Source organism: Martinezella lusitana (assembly GCF_016901135.1).
GTDB classification, from domain to species: Bacteria; Pseudomonadota; Alphaproteobacteria; order Rhizobiales; family Rhizobiaceae; genus Rhizobium; species Rhizobium lusitanum_D.
Map to the genome: position 1 here is coordinate 260,683 of NZ_JAFEVL010000075.1, position 15,918 is coordinate 276,600.

Annotated in this window: 14 protein-coding genes; 9 read left to right on the top strand and 5 right to left on the bottom strand. The window is 61.4% G+C overall.

Annotated features, from left to right (window positions below; genetic code table 11):
- Positions 1 to 61 precede the first annotated feature (61 nt).
- The gene (locus JTP94_RS32955) at positions 62 to 925 is read left to right on the top strand and encodes an AraC family transcriptional regulator (RefSeq protein WP_204854552.1); all 864 of its coding nucleotides are present in this window, start codon (positions 62 to 64) and stop codon (positions 923 to 925) included.
- Here JTP94_RS32955 and JTP94_RS32960 read toward each other — a convergent pair.
- Positions 915 to 2,342 (bottom strand): PLP-dependent aminotransferase family protein, encoded by a 1,428-nt coding sequence (locus JTP94_RS32960; RefSeq protein ID WP_204854553.1) that lies wholly within the window; start codon positions 2,340 to 2,342, stop codon positions 915 to 917. The genes JTP94_RS32955 and JTP94_RS32960 overlap by 11 nt on opposite strands.
- Before the next feature lie 94 nt (positions 2,343 to 2,436).
- Between JTP94_RS32960 and JTP94_RS32965 the strand changes: the two genes are divergently transcribed.
- On the top strand, positions 2,437 to 3,120 hold the full coding sequence (locus tag JTP94_RS32965) for a pyridoxamine 5'-phosphate oxidase family protein (protein WP_204854554.1): 684 nt from the start codon (positions 2,437 to 2,439) through the stop codon (positions 3,118 to 3,120).
- Between the two features lie 29 nt (positions 3,121 to 3,149).
- Positions 3,150 to 3,812, top strand: a complete 663-nt coding sequence (locus JTP94_RS32970; protein ID WP_204854555.1) for a GNAT family N-acetyltransferase — start codon at positions 3,150 to 3,152, stop codon at positions 3,810 to 3,812.
- Positions 3,813 to 3,887: 75 nt separating this feature from the next.
- On the opposite strand, the gene JTP94_RS32975 is transcribed toward JTP94_RS32970, so the two are convergent.
- Positions 3,888 to 4,373: an HIT family protein gene (locus JTP94_RS32975; RefSeq protein WP_204854556.1), complete on the bottom strand. Its 486-nt coding sequence runs from the start codon at positions 4,371 to 4,373 to the stop codon at positions 3,888 to 3,890.
- 87 nt (positions 4,374 to 4,460) lie between these two features.
- Between JTP94_RS32975 and JTP94_RS32980 the strand changes: the two genes are divergently transcribed.
- From JTP94_RS32980 to JTP94_RS33005, 6 genes are all read left to right on the top strand, one after another.
- Positions 4,461 to 4,610: a hypothetical protein gene (locus tag JTP94_RS32980; RefSeq protein WP_204854557.1), complete on the top strand. Its 150-nt coding sequence runs from the start codon at positions 4,461 to 4,463 to the stop codon at positions 4,608 to 4,610.
- Entirely contained in the window at positions 4,607 to 5,602 is a 996-nt protein-coding gene (locus JTP94_RS32985; RefSeq protein WP_204854558.1) for a sterol desaturase family protein, read from the top strand. The genes JTP94_RS32980 and JTP94_RS32985 overlap by 4 nt, the downstream gene beginning before the upstream one ends.
- Positions 5,603 to 5,828: 226 nt before the next feature.
- A complete protein-coding gene (locus tag JTP94_RS32990) occupies positions 5,829 to 9,152 on the top strand; it encodes a thiamine pyrophosphate-dependent enzyme (protein WP_204854559.1) in 3,324 nt (1,107 codons plus the stop codon).
- 261 nt (positions 9,153 to 9,413) lie between these two features.
- A complete protein-coding gene (locus JTP94_RS32995; RefSeq protein ID WP_204854560.1) occupies positions 9,414 to 10,559 on the top strand; it encodes a PspA/IM30 family protein in 1,146 nt (381 codons plus the stop codon).
- Positions 10,560 to 10,564: 5 nt separating this feature from the next.
- On the top strand, positions 10,565 to 11,218 hold the full coding sequence (locus JTP94_RS33000; protein ID WP_204854561.1) for an OB-fold-containig protein: 654 nt from the start codon (positions 10,565 to 10,567) through the stop codon (positions 11,216 to 11,218).
- A complete protein-coding gene (locus JTP94_RS33005) occupies positions 11,215 to 12,930 on the top strand; it encodes a flotillin family protein (RefSeq protein ID WP_204854562.1) in 1,716 nt (571 codons plus the stop codon). The genes JTP94_RS33000 and JTP94_RS33005 overlap by 4 nt, the downstream gene beginning before the upstream one ends.
- An 86-nt stretch (positions 12,931 to 13,016) precedes the next feature.
- On the opposite strand, the gene JTP94_RS33010 is transcribed toward JTP94_RS33005, so the two are convergent.
- From JTP94_RS33010 to JTP94_RS33020, 3 genes are all read right to left on the bottom strand, one after another.
- Positions 13,017 to 13,862, bottom strand: coding sequence for an aspartyl/asparaginyl beta-hydroxylase domain-containing protein (locus tag JTP94_RS33010; RefSeq protein ID WP_204854563.1), 846 nt, complete (start codon positions 13,860 to 13,862; stop codon positions 13,017 to 13,019).
- A 298-nt stretch (positions 13,863 to 14,160) separates the two neighbouring features.
- The gene (locus tag JTP94_RS33015; protein WP_204854564.1) at positions 14,161 to 14,433 is read right to left on the bottom strand and encodes a CrcB family protein; all 273 of its coding nucleotides are present in this window, start codon (positions 14,431 to 14,433) and stop codon (positions 14,161 to 14,163) included.
- Between the two features lie 50 nt (positions 14,434 to 14,483).
- Entirely contained in the window at positions 14,484 to 15,887 is a 1,404-nt protein-coding gene (locus JTP94_RS33020; protein WP_204854565.1) for a voltage-gated chloride channel family protein, read from the bottom strand.
- Between the last annotated feature and the right edge of the window lie 31 nt (positions 15,888 to 15,918).

Sequence of the window (15,918 nt, forward strand, 5' to 3'; positions counted from 1 at the left end):
TGTTGCTCGGCTTTGGCCATTCCTGATACTATTATGGCCTCTATTGTTTCACGGACGCCCTATGAAGCCTTATCTCGAAGTACTGCCGCGCTCGCCTGAGGCATCATGGAGCATGCTCAATCGCAGGCTGGACGACTGCATCCCTTTCCAATGGCACCATCATCCGGAATACGAGCTCACGCTGACGCTGAACTCGATCGGGCAGCGCTTCATCGGCGATCACAGCGGCGAATATGGCGATGGCGATCTCGTGCTGGTCGGCCCCAATCTGCCGCATAGCTGGGCCTCGCGCGCCAAGATCGAGGAGCATAAGCCGCACATCGCGCTGGTGCTCTGGTTCCACCGCGAATGGCTGCTGCAGATGACAGGCGGGGCCATCGAATTCCGGCCGATCGAAACGATGCTGCGCCGCGCAGACAACGGCTTGCGATTTTCGGATGATGCGGCTGCAGCCGTGCGGCCTGCTTTCGAAACGATTTTCGACAAGCCTCCGGTTGAGCGCCTGCTGGCGCTATTGGCTATCCTTGTCAGAGCAGCGGAAGACCGGCAGGCGACGCCGCTTGCAAGCGCACCCGCTCAGGCGCCTGATGTCAAGGAAAGCCGCGAGCGCATAGACCGTGTCCTGACGCACATGCATCTCCATTATGCCCGCACGATCAGCCTCGACGAACTGGCCGATATCGCCGCACTTAGCGTCTCGGGCCTGCACCGCATGTTTCGCCGCCATACGGGCGTGGCTATATCCGACTATATCATGCGCATGCGCATCGGCGACGCATGCGCCCGCCTCTCCTCCACCGATCAGGCCGTGCACCACATCAGCGACGCCGTCGGCTACAACTCGCTCGCCAACTTCAACAGGCAGTTCAAAGCATTGAAAGGCATGACGCCGCGCGAATACAGGACAATGTTCGTCAGCCGTTGATCGGGGCGGCCGCAAGCAGTTTTGCGATCTTTGCCGCCGCCGCATCCGCCGCAGCGACCTCCATGCGGGCGATGCCGAACAACAGTCCCGGCCGCGATGGCCCGAGATGCAGCGACGACATGGCCCGCAATGCGAAGCCGTGAGAATTGATCGAGCGCATGGCAGCGATGTCATCGGCGGCGATATCCTGGAACCAGCTGGCCAGCTGCTGGCCGCCATTACCTTCGCCGACATCAAGCCACGCGCCGCAATGACGATTGAGGGCGGAGACAACAGCCGCCATGCGTTCCGCGTAGACGGCGTTCATATGCCTGAGATGCGCGCGAAACCGGCCTTCGTTGATAAAGTCGGCAAGGGCCGCCTGGATATGAACAGGCACGACCGCTCCTCTCAGCCGTTGCGCCGTCTCGACGGTCGCCACGAGCCTGGAGGGCACCACTGCATAGGCGACGCGCAGACCGGGCGCGAGCGTTTTCGAAAACGTGCCGAGATAGGCAACCACTTCGCCACGATCGATGCCCTGCAACGCGGCGATCGGGCGGGAGGCATACTGAAATTCACTGTCGTAATCGTCTTCCAGCACGATCGCACCCGTGGCGCGGGCAAATTCGAGCAGCGCCAGGCGACGTGACAGGCTCATGGTCACGCCGGTCGGATATTGATGCGAGGGCGTGACGTAGATCAGCCGCGGCGGCGGTCCGGCCGCGCGGGCAATATCGATGCCTTCCTCATCGCAAGGCACAGGCACCAGAGTGGCGCCCGCCATCCGGAGCAATGCGTGCGCAGTGGCGTAGCCGGGATCCTCGATCCATGCGAGGCCACCGTTCGGATGATCTGCCCGGAGCAGAACGCTCGCGAGCAGGCTGATCGCCGCGCCGGTCGAAGGCACGATCAGCACCTGTTCGGGGCGGGCGATCACGCCGCGCGTCGCCGAAATATGGTCGAGGATCGCACCGCGCAATTCGGGAAGGCCGCCATGGGCACCATATCCCAGATCGTGCACCCGAAGCGACCGGCCGCGGGCGCCGAGACATCGCGCCCAAGCGGCATGGGGGAAAGCGGAGACATCCGGTATACCGGGCTCGAACAACCCACCCGTGGCGAACTCTGTGGCCTGGGGCGAGCTCAGCGGTGGCGCTGCAACCTGCCCCTGCAGGGGTGGCGTCGAGAAAGCCGCAACGCGGGTTGCCGCACCTGTCGTCGATTGCAGATAGCCCTCCGCCTTCAGGCGATCATAGGCGTTGACAACGGTTGAGCGCGCGACACCAAGCGAGATGGCCAACGCCCGCGTCGAGGGCACGCGTTGCCCCGCCGGCATCTGCCCATGAAGGATACGGTCGCGCATCACACGGTAGACCTGCCCTTCGAGATCGCCCGAAGTCCGGTCGAGCGCCGGCCATTGTGCGGTAGATATCATGAAGCCTCAACTGGTCTGTTCAAAATCAAGAAACTGGCAGTTTATAGCCTACCTCTTTGCTGGCAGAGATCAACGATCAATCGATGAGGAAGACATGGCCGATCACTATCCGCCCGCCACAGAGGACTACCCGACCACCGAGCGCAGCCGCGTTCGGCGCAGCCCTCGCCGCGGCAGCCACGCCCGCGCCGAGGTCCATGCCATTCTGGATGCCTCTCCTCTTTGTCACGTCGGCTATGTCATCGACGGTGCGCCCTATGTGACGCCGACCTTGCACTGGCGCGAGGGCGAATATGTCTATTGGCACGGCTCGGCCGCCAGCCGCTTTCTGCGCGCGGCGGAAGATGTGTCGGTCTGTCTGACCTGCAGCATCATGGACGGCTATGTGCTCGCCCGCTCCGCCTTCAACCACTCGGTCAATTATCGCTCCGCCATGGTCTTCGGCACGGCTCGCCTGGTAGATGACGTCGAGGAGAAGGCAGATGCCTTGCGCCGCCTCATCGAAGACCTGTTTCCCGGCCGCTGGGACAGCCTGAGGCCGATGACCGGACAAGAGGCGAAGGCGACATCGGTCCTGCGGATGAAAATCGACGAAGCGACCGCCAAGATTCGCAACGGCCCGCCGGGCGACATTGACGAAGCGGACTACCCGGTCTGGGCCGGCGTCCTGCCCATAAGAAGCCAGCTAGCCCCGGCGCAAGCCGCGCCCGGCATGCCCGACGGGATGGAGCTACCGCAATCGCTCTCGGACCTGATAGGATCGGGCCGGATTCGCTGAGCCGCATTTGATGACCAAAGGACTTTGACATGGATCTCGCCAACTGGAGCGGCGTGCCTCGCCCCGAAAGAACCACCCTCGAAGGTCGCTATGCGAGGATCGAACCGCTCGATCCCACGCGCCATGGCGCTGAGCTGTTCGCTTCGGCTCAGGCTCCCGGCGCCGAGGATCGCTTCCGCTATCTGTTCGAGGATGCGCCTGCCGATTACGCCGCCTTTTCTCCCTGGCTCGAAAAAGCGGCCTCCAGCGCCGATCCCCTCTTCTTTGCGGTGATCGACAAGCGGACAGGCCGTGCCGAAGGTCGCCAGGCCCTGATGCGCATCGATAGCACGCACGGCGTCATCGAGATCGGCAGCATCCTCTGGGGGCCGGCGATCGCCCGCAGCCGCGCGACCACCGAAACACTCTATCTCTTTGCATCCTACGTCTTCGACACGCTCGGCTACCGCCGTTTCGAATGGAAGTGCAACAATCTCAATGAACCGTCGAAACGTGCCGCCGAACGCTTCGGCTTCACCTTCGAGGGCATTTTCCGCCAGCACATGGTCGCGAAGGGTCGGAACCGTGACACCGCCTGGTTCGCGATGATCGATGCCGACTGGCCGAGACTGAAGGCCGGATATGAGCGCTGGCTCAGCCCTGAGAATTTCGACGAAGCCGGGCAGCAGAAGAGCAAGCTGACGTTCGGCTAGTCAGCCAGAGCCCCTCTGGCGTGATGCTTCGATGCTAAAGGGATTTTCGGCAGCGCACGACGCGTTCGGTTTCCTCTACGCAACCAAGAACACGCTTCGCATCAGCTCGACAACATCCGAAACCATCGGCCCTGTCACCTGCGGTGGATTTGGTGCTTCGCAAAGCTCCCGCCAGATATAAAATGTCAGCTCGGCCCCATCCGTCTCCGGCTCGGCAGCAGGCCTGCCGAAGGAGGCGAGCACTCGATAGCGCTCATCCTGCCAAAACAAGGTCTCAAGCCAATCATAGACCGGGATGATGTGGAAATGGATCGGATGTCCCGGCGAATGCCCGTAACGGCCGATGTAGACGCGCTTGGGGCCAAGCCGTGTTTCGACCTCCCGCTGCGCCCTGGCAAGAAGAGGCCCAAGCGATGTGAGCGCTTCGGTCGGCAGATCGTATAATGCATTCGTTCTAGCCTTGGAGCCGACCATCAGATAGCCCGGCAGGACCGTGTCGATGCGATGGTTCACGAGCCAATGTTCGGTCTCGTGAATTCTGAACTTGGAAGGAATATCCAACTCCGACACCTTTTCATTGCCGTCAGGGCGGCCTTCCCTAGAACAGTCGTAGGAAAGAGCCGGACTCCGACGTGGAGCATACCGAAGATGCCGAACTCGATCGGTGTCAGCAACACAGTGAAACAAAAACGCTTCCGTTCCACTCAAGATTTCGCTTCCGTGGCCGCAATCATCACGGTACATATCGCCTATATTCGCGCCAACCCACCTGATGACGATCCGAGGATAGTGGCATGACATTTCAGAGCAGTTCGCGTCTCTACGCTGCTGTTTCATCCCTGTTGTGGCCGGCCATCTTTTGCGCCGGACTGACGGGCTCGTATTTCGCGTTCCATTCGCAGATGCATCTGCTGTGGTTCAATGTCGTCTACCTCTCGGTCGTTGCGACAATCGCGCTCTTCGAGCGGCTCATGCCCTATGAGGAGACTTGGCTCGATGGCGATGGCGAGACGTTCAACAACCTCGCGCATACGCTCTTGAGCAAGGGTGCCGTGCAGATCGCCGCGGCCATCGGCACGTCATTTCCGATGGCGGTGGCAATCGTTGCGCAGCCTTTCCTGAGCCACAAAGCAGATATCTGGCCGGAGCAATTGCCGATGGCCTTCCAGGTCGTGCTGGGACTCATCATCGCCGAATTCGGCCTCTATCTCGCCCATCGCCTGGCCCACGAGCACCTGTCGCTCTGGCGTTTCCATGCCTTGCATCACAGCGTCGAGCGCCTGTGGGTCATTAATACCGGGCGCTTTCATATCATCGACAGCCTGTTCAAGATCGCGCTCAGCCAGATCCCGCTCTATCTGCTCGGCGCGCCGCTGCCGGTCTTCCTGTGGATCGGCGCCGTCACGGCCTTTATCGGCCTTCTGACCCATTGCAACATCGATGTGTGCACCGGCCCGCTCGACTGGATCCTGTCGACTCCGCGCCTGCACCGTTGGCATCACTCCAAGCTGCTTGCCGAAGGCAACACCAATTATGGCGAGAACCTTGTCATCTGGGACCAGATCCTCGGTACCTATTATAATCCGCCCCGCCCCTCCTCCACCGACATCGGCATCACCGGTAAGGTCGCCGACAGTTTCCTCGCCCAGCTCGCGCAACCCTTCTCCAAGAAGGGCGCCAAGCAGATCATCGGCAAGAAGCCGAAGGAATTGCGGGATAAGGAAGAGCTGGCTGCAAAGGCGGCTGCCGCCCGCGAACAGGCCAACGAACCGATCCGCAAATCCAGCTAGCAACCCCTCCCGATCGTTGCACCCATCCGAATTTCCGGGCGGGCAAAATATCGAACTCGCTCGGCAAAAGGCACCGGCTCCGACGAATCCCGGCCGGGCCAATGCACGTAAATCCATTTCAATTCGAGAAGATATTGTCATTTAACGTGTATTGAAAAAGGCACCCCGGGGGGTTACCTAGGTCCACACAAATTATTCATGATGAAAGATTAGGAAAATCATTAAGATGGAAGGGAGGTTTACCACAGAATACCTCAAGCAACTCCATAGAATATTTTTTATTTCTAGAGAAGTAGACAGACTTGAGCGAGAATTCATTAAGCAAGGCATAGCACATTTTCATGTCTCCGGCGCCGGGCACGAGTCGACGGCGCTGCTCAACGAATTCCTCCATGACGACGACTGGCTGCATCTGCACTATCGCGACAAGGCCTTGATGCTGGCGCGCGGCATGCCCATTCGTGAGTTCTTCTCGAGCCTGCTCGCCACAGCCAATTCCCATTCCGCCGGCCGACAGATGAGCGCGCATCTATCCTCACGCGCTCTCAACATCACCTCTATCGTCGGCCCGGTCGGCAACAACGCGCTGCATGCGGTCGGTGTCGCCGCATCGCTGAAATACAAGCCCAGCATGCCGATCGCCATCTGCTGCGTCGGCGACGGAACGACCCAGCAGGGCGAGTTCCTCGAGGCCGTGGCAGAAGCGGTTCGTAGCCAGTATCCGATTGTCTTCATCGTCGAGGACAACAGTTTCTCCATCTCGACACGGACCAGCAAGCAGACCTTCTTCGATCTGCCTGATGGCCCCGCATCCTCCTTCTACGGCATCGACATTATCCGTATCGACGGCGACGATCTGCCTGCGTCACGCGAGGCCTTCCGCAAGGCCGTTCGCCACAGCCGCAACAACCGCACGCCGAGCATCGTGCTTCTCAATCTCGAGCGCCTGTCCGACCATACGAATGCCGATGACCAGAAGACCTATCGCACCCTCTTGGAGATCGAATCGGGCTCTTCCCGCGATCCGCTTCCGAACTTGCGGGCGATGCTTCAGAAAGCGGGCGTCAGCGCTGATGCGCTCGAGAAGATCGAACAGGAACTGACGGCCGAAGTGCAGGCGGAAGCCGCCCTTGCCCGCAAGGAAGATGCACCCGAAGTCGAGCTGGATGCAAAGGCCCCATACCCCGCCTCCTTCGCCGAAACGGCGGAGTATCGCGGCATCGAGCGCGATGCAACGCTGACCATGCGCGAGGCGCTGAACGGCGTGCTCGACAGGCAATTGGCCGCCAATCCCGAAGTCGTGCTGTTCGGCCAGGATATCGAAGATCCCAAGGGCGATGTCTTCGGCGTCACCCGTGGCCTCAGCACCAAATATCCCGAGCGCGTTCGCAACGCCGCACTCACCGAATCCACCATCGTCGGCACCGCCGTCGGCAGAGCGCTCGCCGGGCAACGGCCGGTCGCCTTCCTGCAATTCGCCGATTTCCTGCCGCTCGCCTATAACCAGATCGTCTCGGAAATGGGCAGCATGTACTGGCGCACCAAGGGCGCCTGGGAATCTCCCGTGATCCTGATGGTGAGCTGCGGCGGCTACAAGCCCGGCCTCGGTCCATTCCACGCGCAGAGCTTCGAAAGCATGCTGGCCCATACGCCCGGCATCGATGTCGTCATGCCTTCCAGTGCCGGCGATGCCGCCGGCCTGCTGAATGCCGCCTTCGAATCGAAGCGCCCCACCGTTTTCCTTTATCCGAAAGCGGTGCTCAACAATTCCGACGGCCGCACCTCGACCGATCTCGACAAGCATTTCGTCCGTCCGGGCCTGTCGCGCTACGTTGCCCGCGGCCGCGACCTGACGCTGGTCAGCTACGGCAACACGGTGTCTCTCTGCGCCAAGGCCGCCAGGGCCTTCGAAGCGCAGGGCTTTTCCGTCGAGGTGATCGACCTCCGTTCCATCTCGCCGTGGGATGAAAGGGAAGTGCTGGCAAGCGCCAAGCGCACGAGACGGTTGATCGTCGTGCACGAAGACAACCGCACTGTCGGCATGGGCGCCGAGATCGTCGCCACCGTCACCGAAAAGGCCGACGTTCCCGTCGTCGTCCGCAGGCTTGCCCGCGCGGACGCGCATGTTCCCTTCAATTTCCGCAACCAGCTCGAAATGCTGCCGTCCTACAGCAAGCTCGTCGACCTGATGGCCGAGGTTCTCGAATGCGAGGTCACTTGGCACGAAGAGGATGATAGCGGCCCGACTGCCGCCATCAAGGCAATCGGCTCTGGTCCTGCCGACGAAAACGTGTTGATCACCGATCTCCTGGTCAAGCCGGGCGACACGATCGAGGTCGGCCAGCTCGTGGCGGTCGTCGAGGCGACGAAGGCTTCGGTGGAAATCTGCGCCAATATCGGCGGGGTCGTGCTGGAGGTCTTCGCCAGGATCGGCGACCAGATCGCCACCGACAGCACGCTTCTGACCGTTGATGCCAACCGGGATACGAGCGAACAGAACTTCGCTCTCGCCTCGGAGACACAGAACAAATTCGTGCTGCGCCGCCTGAAATCGCACTCCATTCCGGCGCTGCGCCGCCATTCCGGCAGTTTCTCGGAGATAGCCGTCAGCGGCATCGGCTTTGCGACCGGCGCCCGCCGGGTCGCCAATGAGGACATCATCCATCATTGGCCGAACCGGCGCGCCGACGAAATCTTTGCGCTGACCGGCATCAAGAGCCGCTTCTGGGTCGGTCCGGGGGAAGGCACGTTGAGCCTTGCGACAGCGGCCGTTCGCGATCTGCTGCGCCAGACCCAGATGTCGATTCACGACATCGATCTGGTCATCGCCGCAACGGGCACGCCCGATATCGCCACGCCGTCGCTCGCAAGCCGCGTCGCCGTTGCAGTCGCCGAAGACGGCGTGCGGCCGTCCCTTGCCGCCTACGATATGGGCGCCGCCTGTTCCGGCTATCTCTACGCGCTGCAGCAGGCCTACGATTTCATCGCGCAGCAGAATGACGCGAAGGTGCTGATCGTCACCTCGGAAGTGCTGTCTCCACTGCTCGACATGAAGGATTTCTCCACCGCCATCCTGTTCGGCGACGCCGCCACCGCCAGCCTCGTGACCACCCGCGACATGGCGCGCAGCCCGCTATTCGCGGCGAGCCGCCCGACCATCAGCGGCCGCCCGGAACCGGGCGATCTTCTCTTCGTCCCTCTGCCGGATGAAGGCGTCATCGCCATGAACGGCCGCGCGGTCTTCACCGAAGCGGTGCACTCCATGTCCCGCTCGATCGAGGACGCCTGTGTCGACGCCGGCATTGAACTCGCCAATCTCGATCTGCTGGTGCCGCATCAGGCCAACCAGCGCATCATCGACACCATCGCCAAGCGCAGCGGCCGCCCGGCGTTGAGCGTCATCGAGAATTACGGCAATACCAGCTCTTCGAGCATCCCGCTCGCCATGCTTCATGTCGCCAACGAACGACCCGAGCCGCTCAATCTCGGCCTCGTCGCTTTCGGCGGCGGCATGACATCGGGCGCGGCCATCGTTCGCACGATAAAATAGCGACTGCTGCCATTGCAGCCGCTTCAGTCCGACAGCAACGCCTCGCCCTTGTTCGATCAGGTGCGAGGCGTTCGTCTGACAGAGCTCTGATTGGCACCAGCTGCTACATATGCGCGAAGATATCCTCCCGGGCTATCCCGCAGTAGAAGCACGAAGCATCAAGTTTTTGCAACCTATGCGGTCCATCTTTCATTACAATTCATCCATCTTTACCCGTGCCATCCCTTGAAAAGCACCTGAGCGGTACTTTACTTGAAGTGCATGGCTAAGGCACCCTCTCCATCGCACGCAACGCATCTGCGATATGAACTCGCTCCCGATGCAGCCGCGCGACAGGCAATGGACGAGACCCTCGCCGCATACGGGCAGATGATGAAGCTGCTGACGGAGATCGTGCCGGACAGAGCCGGCGCGAACCTCGTCACGCTTCATGAGCTTGCCTATGAAACTATCCGCGAACGCACAGCTTTGCCCGCGCGCCTCGTAACGCTCGGCCTGCGTGATTTTGCGGCCAGTCGAGGCGAGCCGGTAGGCGCCAACCGCCTGCCGCTCGACGAAAAGCTCTTTGCCATCAAGGGTCCGTCTGACCTGACAATCTCGACGGTGCGCGGCCGTGTCGCCGTGTCCTTTGACGTGGCCGGCTACTTCAAGGGGTGGGACACCAATCTTCCCGCCTACCTGATCGCCGATGGCGGCCACTACGCGATTCACATCGGGGTCACACCAAACTCCCCCCGAACGGAGGAAAATATGACGATGAACGAAGGCATTCTTTCCCGTATGGGACGACTGATCGCCGGCCTCGCCAATGCGGCAGTCGACAAGGTGGAAGGCGCCAACAAGATCGCAGTCATCGAACAGGCGCTGCACGAAATCGACGCCGCGGCCGACGAGGCACGCACCGATCTCGGCAAGGCCCGCGCCGAGGAATATCGCATCGCGAGCCGCCGCACCGAAATCGTCGACGATCTCACCGCCCTCGACGCAAAGATCCGGCTTGCGATCTCCACTGACCGCGAAGACCTCGCCAAGGCCGGCGTCTCACGCCAGATTGATCTCGAAGCCCAGATCGCCGCGCTCGACAAGGCGCTGGCGGATGCAAGTGAGCAGATCGATGAAGGCCAGAAGGCGCTGCAGGCTGTCCTGGCCACCCGCCGCGAGGCGGAGGCCCGGCTGGCCGATTTCAAGCGCAGCGTTGCCCGCCACACGCCGGAGGAAGCAACAGGCGGCGTGCCGCGTGCGACCGCGACCGCCGGAGCCGCTCGCGCGGCTGCAGCCGTCTCCCGCCTCACCGGCGTGCCGGCTGGCGAGCCCGCCACCAGCGCCGAGCTCGATGAGCTCGACCGCCTGCACCGGGAGCAGGCCATTGAAACACGCCTTGCCCGCTTCAAGGCAAACGATCAGTAACGACCATGCACCTCTTTCTCGCACCCGAATGCGCGCCGTTTGCCATCGCGGCGATGATCCTGGTCGGCCTGACTGCCATCGAGATCCTCTCGATGCTGCTCGGCTTTTCCTTGAGCGAGATGATCGGCAAGCCGCATTTCGATGGTCACGACGGCTTTGTCGCCGGCCTGCTCTCCTGGATCAATCTCGGCGGCGTGCCGCTGTTGATCCTGATCATGCTGCTGCTCGGCATCTTCGCCATGTCAGGCTTTGCCATACAAACGGTCGCCGACATTGTCTGGACGCCGCTGCCGGCAATCGTGGCCGTGCTTCCCGCCGCCTTTCTCACCATCCCGCTGGTGAGAGGCTCGACCCGTACCATCGCGCGGCTTATTCCGCGCGATGAGACCTATGCCGTCGATGCCGGCGATTTCATCGGCCGTACCGCTAAAGTCACCATCGGGCCGCTGGACCAGGGCTTGCCCGGCCGCGTCTCGGTCAAGGACGTGTACGGCAACTGGCATCAGCTGCGCGCCAGCGCCGCCAAAGGCGAAGGTCCGCTTGGCCTCGGCGCCGAGGTCCTTCTTGTCGACCGCAAGGCCGATATCTTCATCGCAGTTCCCGCCCCATCGGACCTCGTCGGTGCCGATGATAAATCCTCTACGGAGCAACGTTCATGAACGGCCTTTACGACCTTATTCTTCCCGCGGGCGTCGGTCTCGTCCTCATTTTCGGGATCGGCTTTGTCCTCGCCTCGCTTTACGTCCGCTCGAGCCGCGACGAGGCTTACGTTCGCACCGGCCTCGGCGGTCAGAAAGTCGTGCTCGACGGCGGCTCCGTCGTCCTGCCGATCTTCCACTCGATCGCCCGCGTCAATCTCAAGACCTTGCGCCTTGAGGTCCAGCGCGGCGAAAATGATGCCTTGATCACCAAGGACCGCATGCGCGTCGATATCGGTGCCGAGTTCTATGTCCGCGTCAAGCCGGACACCTCCTCGATCGCCCTTGCCGCGCAGACGCTCGGCAGCCGCACCAACGACACCGAGCAGCTGCGCCAACTGATCGAGGCGAAATTCGTCGACAGCCTGCGCTCTGTCGCCGCCACGATGAACCTCGATGCGCTGCAGGAGCAACGCATGGATTTCGTCAAGGCGGTGCAGGAAGCCGTCGGCTCCGACCTGCAATCCAACGGTCTTGAACTTGAGTCGGTGTCGCTGACCCGTCTCGACCAGACCGATATCAGGCATTTCAACGCCAACAACTTCTTCGATGCCCATGGTCTGGCGGCGCTCACCCGCGTCACCGAAGGCCGTAAGAAGGAGCGCAACGAAATCGTTCGCGATACCGAAGTCGCGATCGCCCAGAAGGACCTGGAGGCCCGACAGCAATCGCTGACGATCGAGCGGACGAAACGAGAGGCCGAACTGAACCAGCAGCGCGACATCGCCAACAAATCGGCCGCAACCCGCGCCGAGACCGCACAGCAGGAACAGGCGGCCAAGCGCTCGGAAGAGGAAGCCCGCATCGCCGCCGAACAGGCAATCGCTGAACGCGAAGCCATGGCCAAGCAGGTGCGCGAGTCCGCCAACATCGACTCGACCCGTGCTGTCCAGCAGCGTGAGACGGAGGCTCGCCGCGACAACCAGATCGTTGCGCAGGAAAGCGCGATTGCGGTCGCCAACAAGAGCCGCGAGGAGTCGGAAGCCAAGGCGAAAGCCGAAGCCGCACGCGCGCTCGCCATCGCCGCGGAAGAAAAAGTCGGCACCGCCAAGGCCGTAGAGATCGCCGAGCGTGAAAAGCAGATCGCTGTGATCGACGCGCAGAAACGCGCCCAAACCCAGGCGACGGCCGTCACCATCGCCGCCGAGGCCGAAAAGCAGGCGGCAACCGATCAGGCGGACGCGATCAAGACGCTGGCGACCGCAGAGGCCGAGGCCGCCATCATCAAGGCCAAGGGCATTCTGGAGACCGGTAAGGCCACGGCCGAGAGCGAGGCGCTGCTCAACGAAGCACGCAACAAGCTCAGCCCCGCCATCATCGAATTCGAGATCACCCGCGAGCGTATCCGCATCGTGCCCGCCGCACTTGCCGAAGCGGTCAAGCCGATCGAGAAGATTTCCGATATCCGGATCTTCGACACCGGTGGCATGCTCGGCCGCAACGGCAACGGAACCAACGGCGGCAGCGGCGTCGGCCTCGGCGAAGGTCTTGCTGGTCAGCTGCTCTCCTATCAGGCCAACAAGCCGATCCTCGACCGCCTGCTCAAGGAAGCCGGTTTCGATGGCGACAATGCCATCTCGGCGCTGCTTGGCAATCTGGACGGCAAAACCGCTACCACGCAGTCAAGCGATGATTATGACGAAGACACCGAAGAGGCGGATAAGCCAGCTTAACGGTTGCGCCTGACCGACCAAAAATAAAACCCCGGAATCCCTAGTGGATTCCGGGGTTTTTCGTAGAGTACACAAGTCAGCGTGGATTATGCCCTTGGGCGATTTCTCAGCGCCTCTGCCTCGGCGTAGAACTTCTTTTCCCATTCCTTGTGATTGTCGAGGCCCTCTTTGATGAACGGCGTGAAGATCGCCAGGTTCATCAAGGCCCAGTTGACAAAGCGGGCCGGGAATTTCATCGGCTTGACGAAATCAACGAAGAGCACGACGCGGGTCTTGTCGGTGTGGTTCCAGGCTTCATGCTCATAGGCGTCGTCAAAGATCAGCGCCTTGCCTTCCTGCCAGTGGCAAATCTGCTTATCGACGCGAATGGCGAGCTGGTCCTGCGGTTCGGGCACGATGAGGCCGAGATGCAGGCGCAACACGCCGTTATAGGGGCCGCGATGCGCGGGAAGGTGTTTGCCGGGCTCGAAGATGGAGAACATGGCGGTCGTCAGCCCTGGGATTTTCTGTACCGCCGCCCAGGTGTTCGGGCATGCCTTGATGTTTTGCTCGGACTTCACGCCGAAGCCGAGAAGGAAGAAGGTCTTCCAGCGGGTATCGGTCGAAATGGTCTTCACATCGGTGGAGATGTCCTGGAATGTCGGCAGCTCGCTCTGGCGCAGCAGCACCTTTTCGAGCTCCGCGCGGATCGCCGGATAATCCTTCTCGATCTCGGCCGCCCAGGGGAAGGTCGCGCTGTTGTAAACCGGCGGATTGCCGAGCTTGGCATATTTCAGATTGAGGCTTTCGGCCCAGGCAACGATGCCCATGAAAAAGCGCGTCATGGCGCTCGGGCGGTCCATCGGCGCGATGCCGTTTGTGCCAAAGGTTTGTTCCGGAGCATGATGTTCGGTGGAAGTGGGAGCAGGTGCGCTCAAGGGGCTCTCCGTCATGTCTGTCTTCTAGGGCTGTCCGAGAGGAAGGCTGCCTCAGGGGAATCCGCATGGAAATTCCAGGGTGGCAACAGGCTCGACACTTTCGATGCCCGCCTGCCCGTTCCTGATCGACGCCCGACTCCTGTGTTATGCGATGATCATGATAGGCAATTATATGAGTTGGTTAGTCGAATTTCGCAAGAGAGCCCGTTCGCAACGAGCGGTGACTTGTCGGCGAATGAATCTCCTGCGATTTCTTGAAGAACTTCACCTCAGAATTGGCAAAAATACGGCAAGATAGGCCTGAGCCGTCCGCCTAGATGGTTTGGGCGTAAATTATTAGCCGGACAACGGCAAATCCGGCAATTAGGGCCCCTATCGACAGGAAAACGGACAAGCCGACATAGGCCATGGATGACATCCATTGGCTTCGCTGCCAGAGCACGACACTCTCCAGCGCAAACGTCGAAAACCCGCCCAGAATGCCGGTCGTCAGAAAAAACCGAAGCTCCTGCGACACTCCGCCGCGGAAAGCAAAGTATTCCGTCAGCACCCCCATGATGAACGCGCCGACGACATTGCCGATCAAAACATCTTGATCATCAGCTCCGCCATGCTCGAAGCAATCGCAAAGCGACCCTATTGAATGTCCCGCTCCTGCTGTAGCGGCGGCGGGGCTTGATCGATTTTGCGATCATCATCACTGCGCCCTTTCATGGCGAGATCGCGAATATGGCGAAGAGCGATACCGGAGGGAATGTCGCCTGAGGCCGCGCTCTTTGCGATACCGAGACGCTGCGACAAATAGATGCTGGTATGGCCGCTGCAGATGTATGCAAGGAAGCAGGCGACGGCGAGGTAGACCGTATGCGTCGCGCCGAAGAGCTCTATGCCCATGATCATGCAGGCGAGCGGCGTATTGGTGGCGCCGGCAAAGACGGCGACAAAACCCAGCCCCGCAAAGAGATCGGCCGGCGCGCCGAGGATGGCCGCAAGCGCATTGCCGAGTGCGGCACCGATAAAGAACAGCGGCGTCACCTCCCCGCCCTTGAAGCCGGCGCTGAGGGTCACGATCGTGAAAACCGCCTTCCAGAACCAGCTCCAATAATCGACACCAGCCGGATCGAAGAAGCCGAGGATCGTCGCATCGCCGGGATTGGGCGACCAGACGCCAAGCCCGAGATATTCCCGGGTGCCGAGCAGATAGACGAGACCGATCAGCACCGCGCTCGCGATGACAGGCTGCAGCGGCGCGTAAGCGCAGAGCCTCTTGAAGGCCGCAGACGCCCTATGCGAGATCTCGCTGAAAGAGCGCGCCATCAGGCCGAAGAGCACACCGGCAACGCCGACCTTGACGAGCAGCAAAGCATCGAGGTGGAACGTGCTCGCCGGCGTGCCTGAGAGATAGCCGATATGGTACTGGGTATGCTCGATGCCCCAGGCATGGCAGGTCCAATCGGCTGTTATCGCCGCCGCAAGGCTCGGGATCAGCGCTTCATACTGCATGCGCCCGATCGTCAACACCTCGAGAGCAAAGACCGCGCCCGCGATCGGCGTGCCGAAGACAGCGCCGAAGCCGGCTGCTATGCCCGCCATGAGGAGTATACGGATCTCGGCATGGCTGAGGCGGAAAATCCTCGCGAAGGCGCTCGCAATGCTGCCGCCGAGCTGCACCGCCGTTCCCTCGCGCCCGGCAGAGCCGCCGACCAGATGCGTCAGGACCGTCGATACGAGAATGAAGGGCGCCATGCGCAACGGCACACCGCCGCCGGGCTCATGGATCTGATCGACGATCAGGTTGTTGCCGCCCTCGGCGCCACGGCCGAAGCGCTGATAGACCAACACCATCAGGAAACCGGCAACAGGCATCAGGAAGATCAGCCAGGGATGCTCGAAACGCGCCGCCGTTGCCCTATCCAGGCTCCAAAGAAAAAGGGCGCAGAGCGAACCGACGGCTACCGCCATGGGCACGACAAGCGCGATCCATTTGAACAGACTGCGAAACTGCTGAAGACGATGATGAAGGAATGCAGATACGGACATCAGTTCGCCCTTCCCGCAAGACCGCGGACGT

Coding starts and splice junctions, on each gene's coding strand:
- JTP94_RS32955 (WP_204854552.1), top strand. CDS start 62: ATGAAGCCTTATCTCGAAGTACTGCCGCGCTCGCCTGAGGCATCATGG.
- JTP94_RS32960 (WP_204854553.1), bottom strand. CDS start 2,342: ATGATATCTACCGCACAATGGCCGGCGCTCGACCGGACTTCGGGCGAT.
- JTP94_RS32965 (WP_204854554.1), top strand. CDS start 2,437: ATGGCCGATCACTATCCGCCCGCCACAGAGGACTACCCGACCACCGAG.
- JTP94_RS32970 (WP_204854555.1), top strand. CDS start 3,150: ATGGATCTCGCCAACTGGAGCGGCGTGCCTCGCCCCGAAAGAACCACC.
- JTP94_RS32980 (WP_204854557.1), top strand. CDS start 4,461: ATGCCGAACTCGATCGGTGTCAGCAACACAGTGAAACAAAAACGCTTC.
- JTP94_RS32985 (WP_204854558.1), top strand. CDS start 4,607: ATGACATTTCAGAGCAGTTCGCGTCTCTACGCTGCTGTTTCATCCCTG.
- JTP94_RS32990 (WP_204854559.1), top strand. CDS start 5,829: ATGGAAGGGAGGTTTACCACAGAATACCTCAAGCAACTCCATAGAATA.
- JTP94_RS32995 (WP_204854560.1), top strand. CDS start 9,414: ATGGCTAAGGCACCCTCTCCATCGCACGCAACGCATCTGCGATATGAA.
- JTP94_RS33000 (WP_204854561.1), top strand. CDS start 10,565: ATGCACCTCTTTCTCGCACCCGAATGCGCGCCGTTTGCCATCGCGGCG.
- JTP94_RS33005 (WP_204854562.1), top strand. CDS start 11,215: ATGAACGGCCTTTACGACCTTATTCTTCCCGCGGGCGTCGGTCTCGTC.
- JTP94_RS33010 (WP_204854563.1), bottom strand. CDS start 13,862: ATGACGGAGAGCCCCTTGAGCGCACCTGCTCCCACTTCCACCGAACAT.
- JTP94_RS33020 (WP_204854565.1), bottom strand. CDS start 15,887: ATGTCCGTATCTGCATTCCTTCATCATCGTCTTCAGCAGTTTCGCAGT.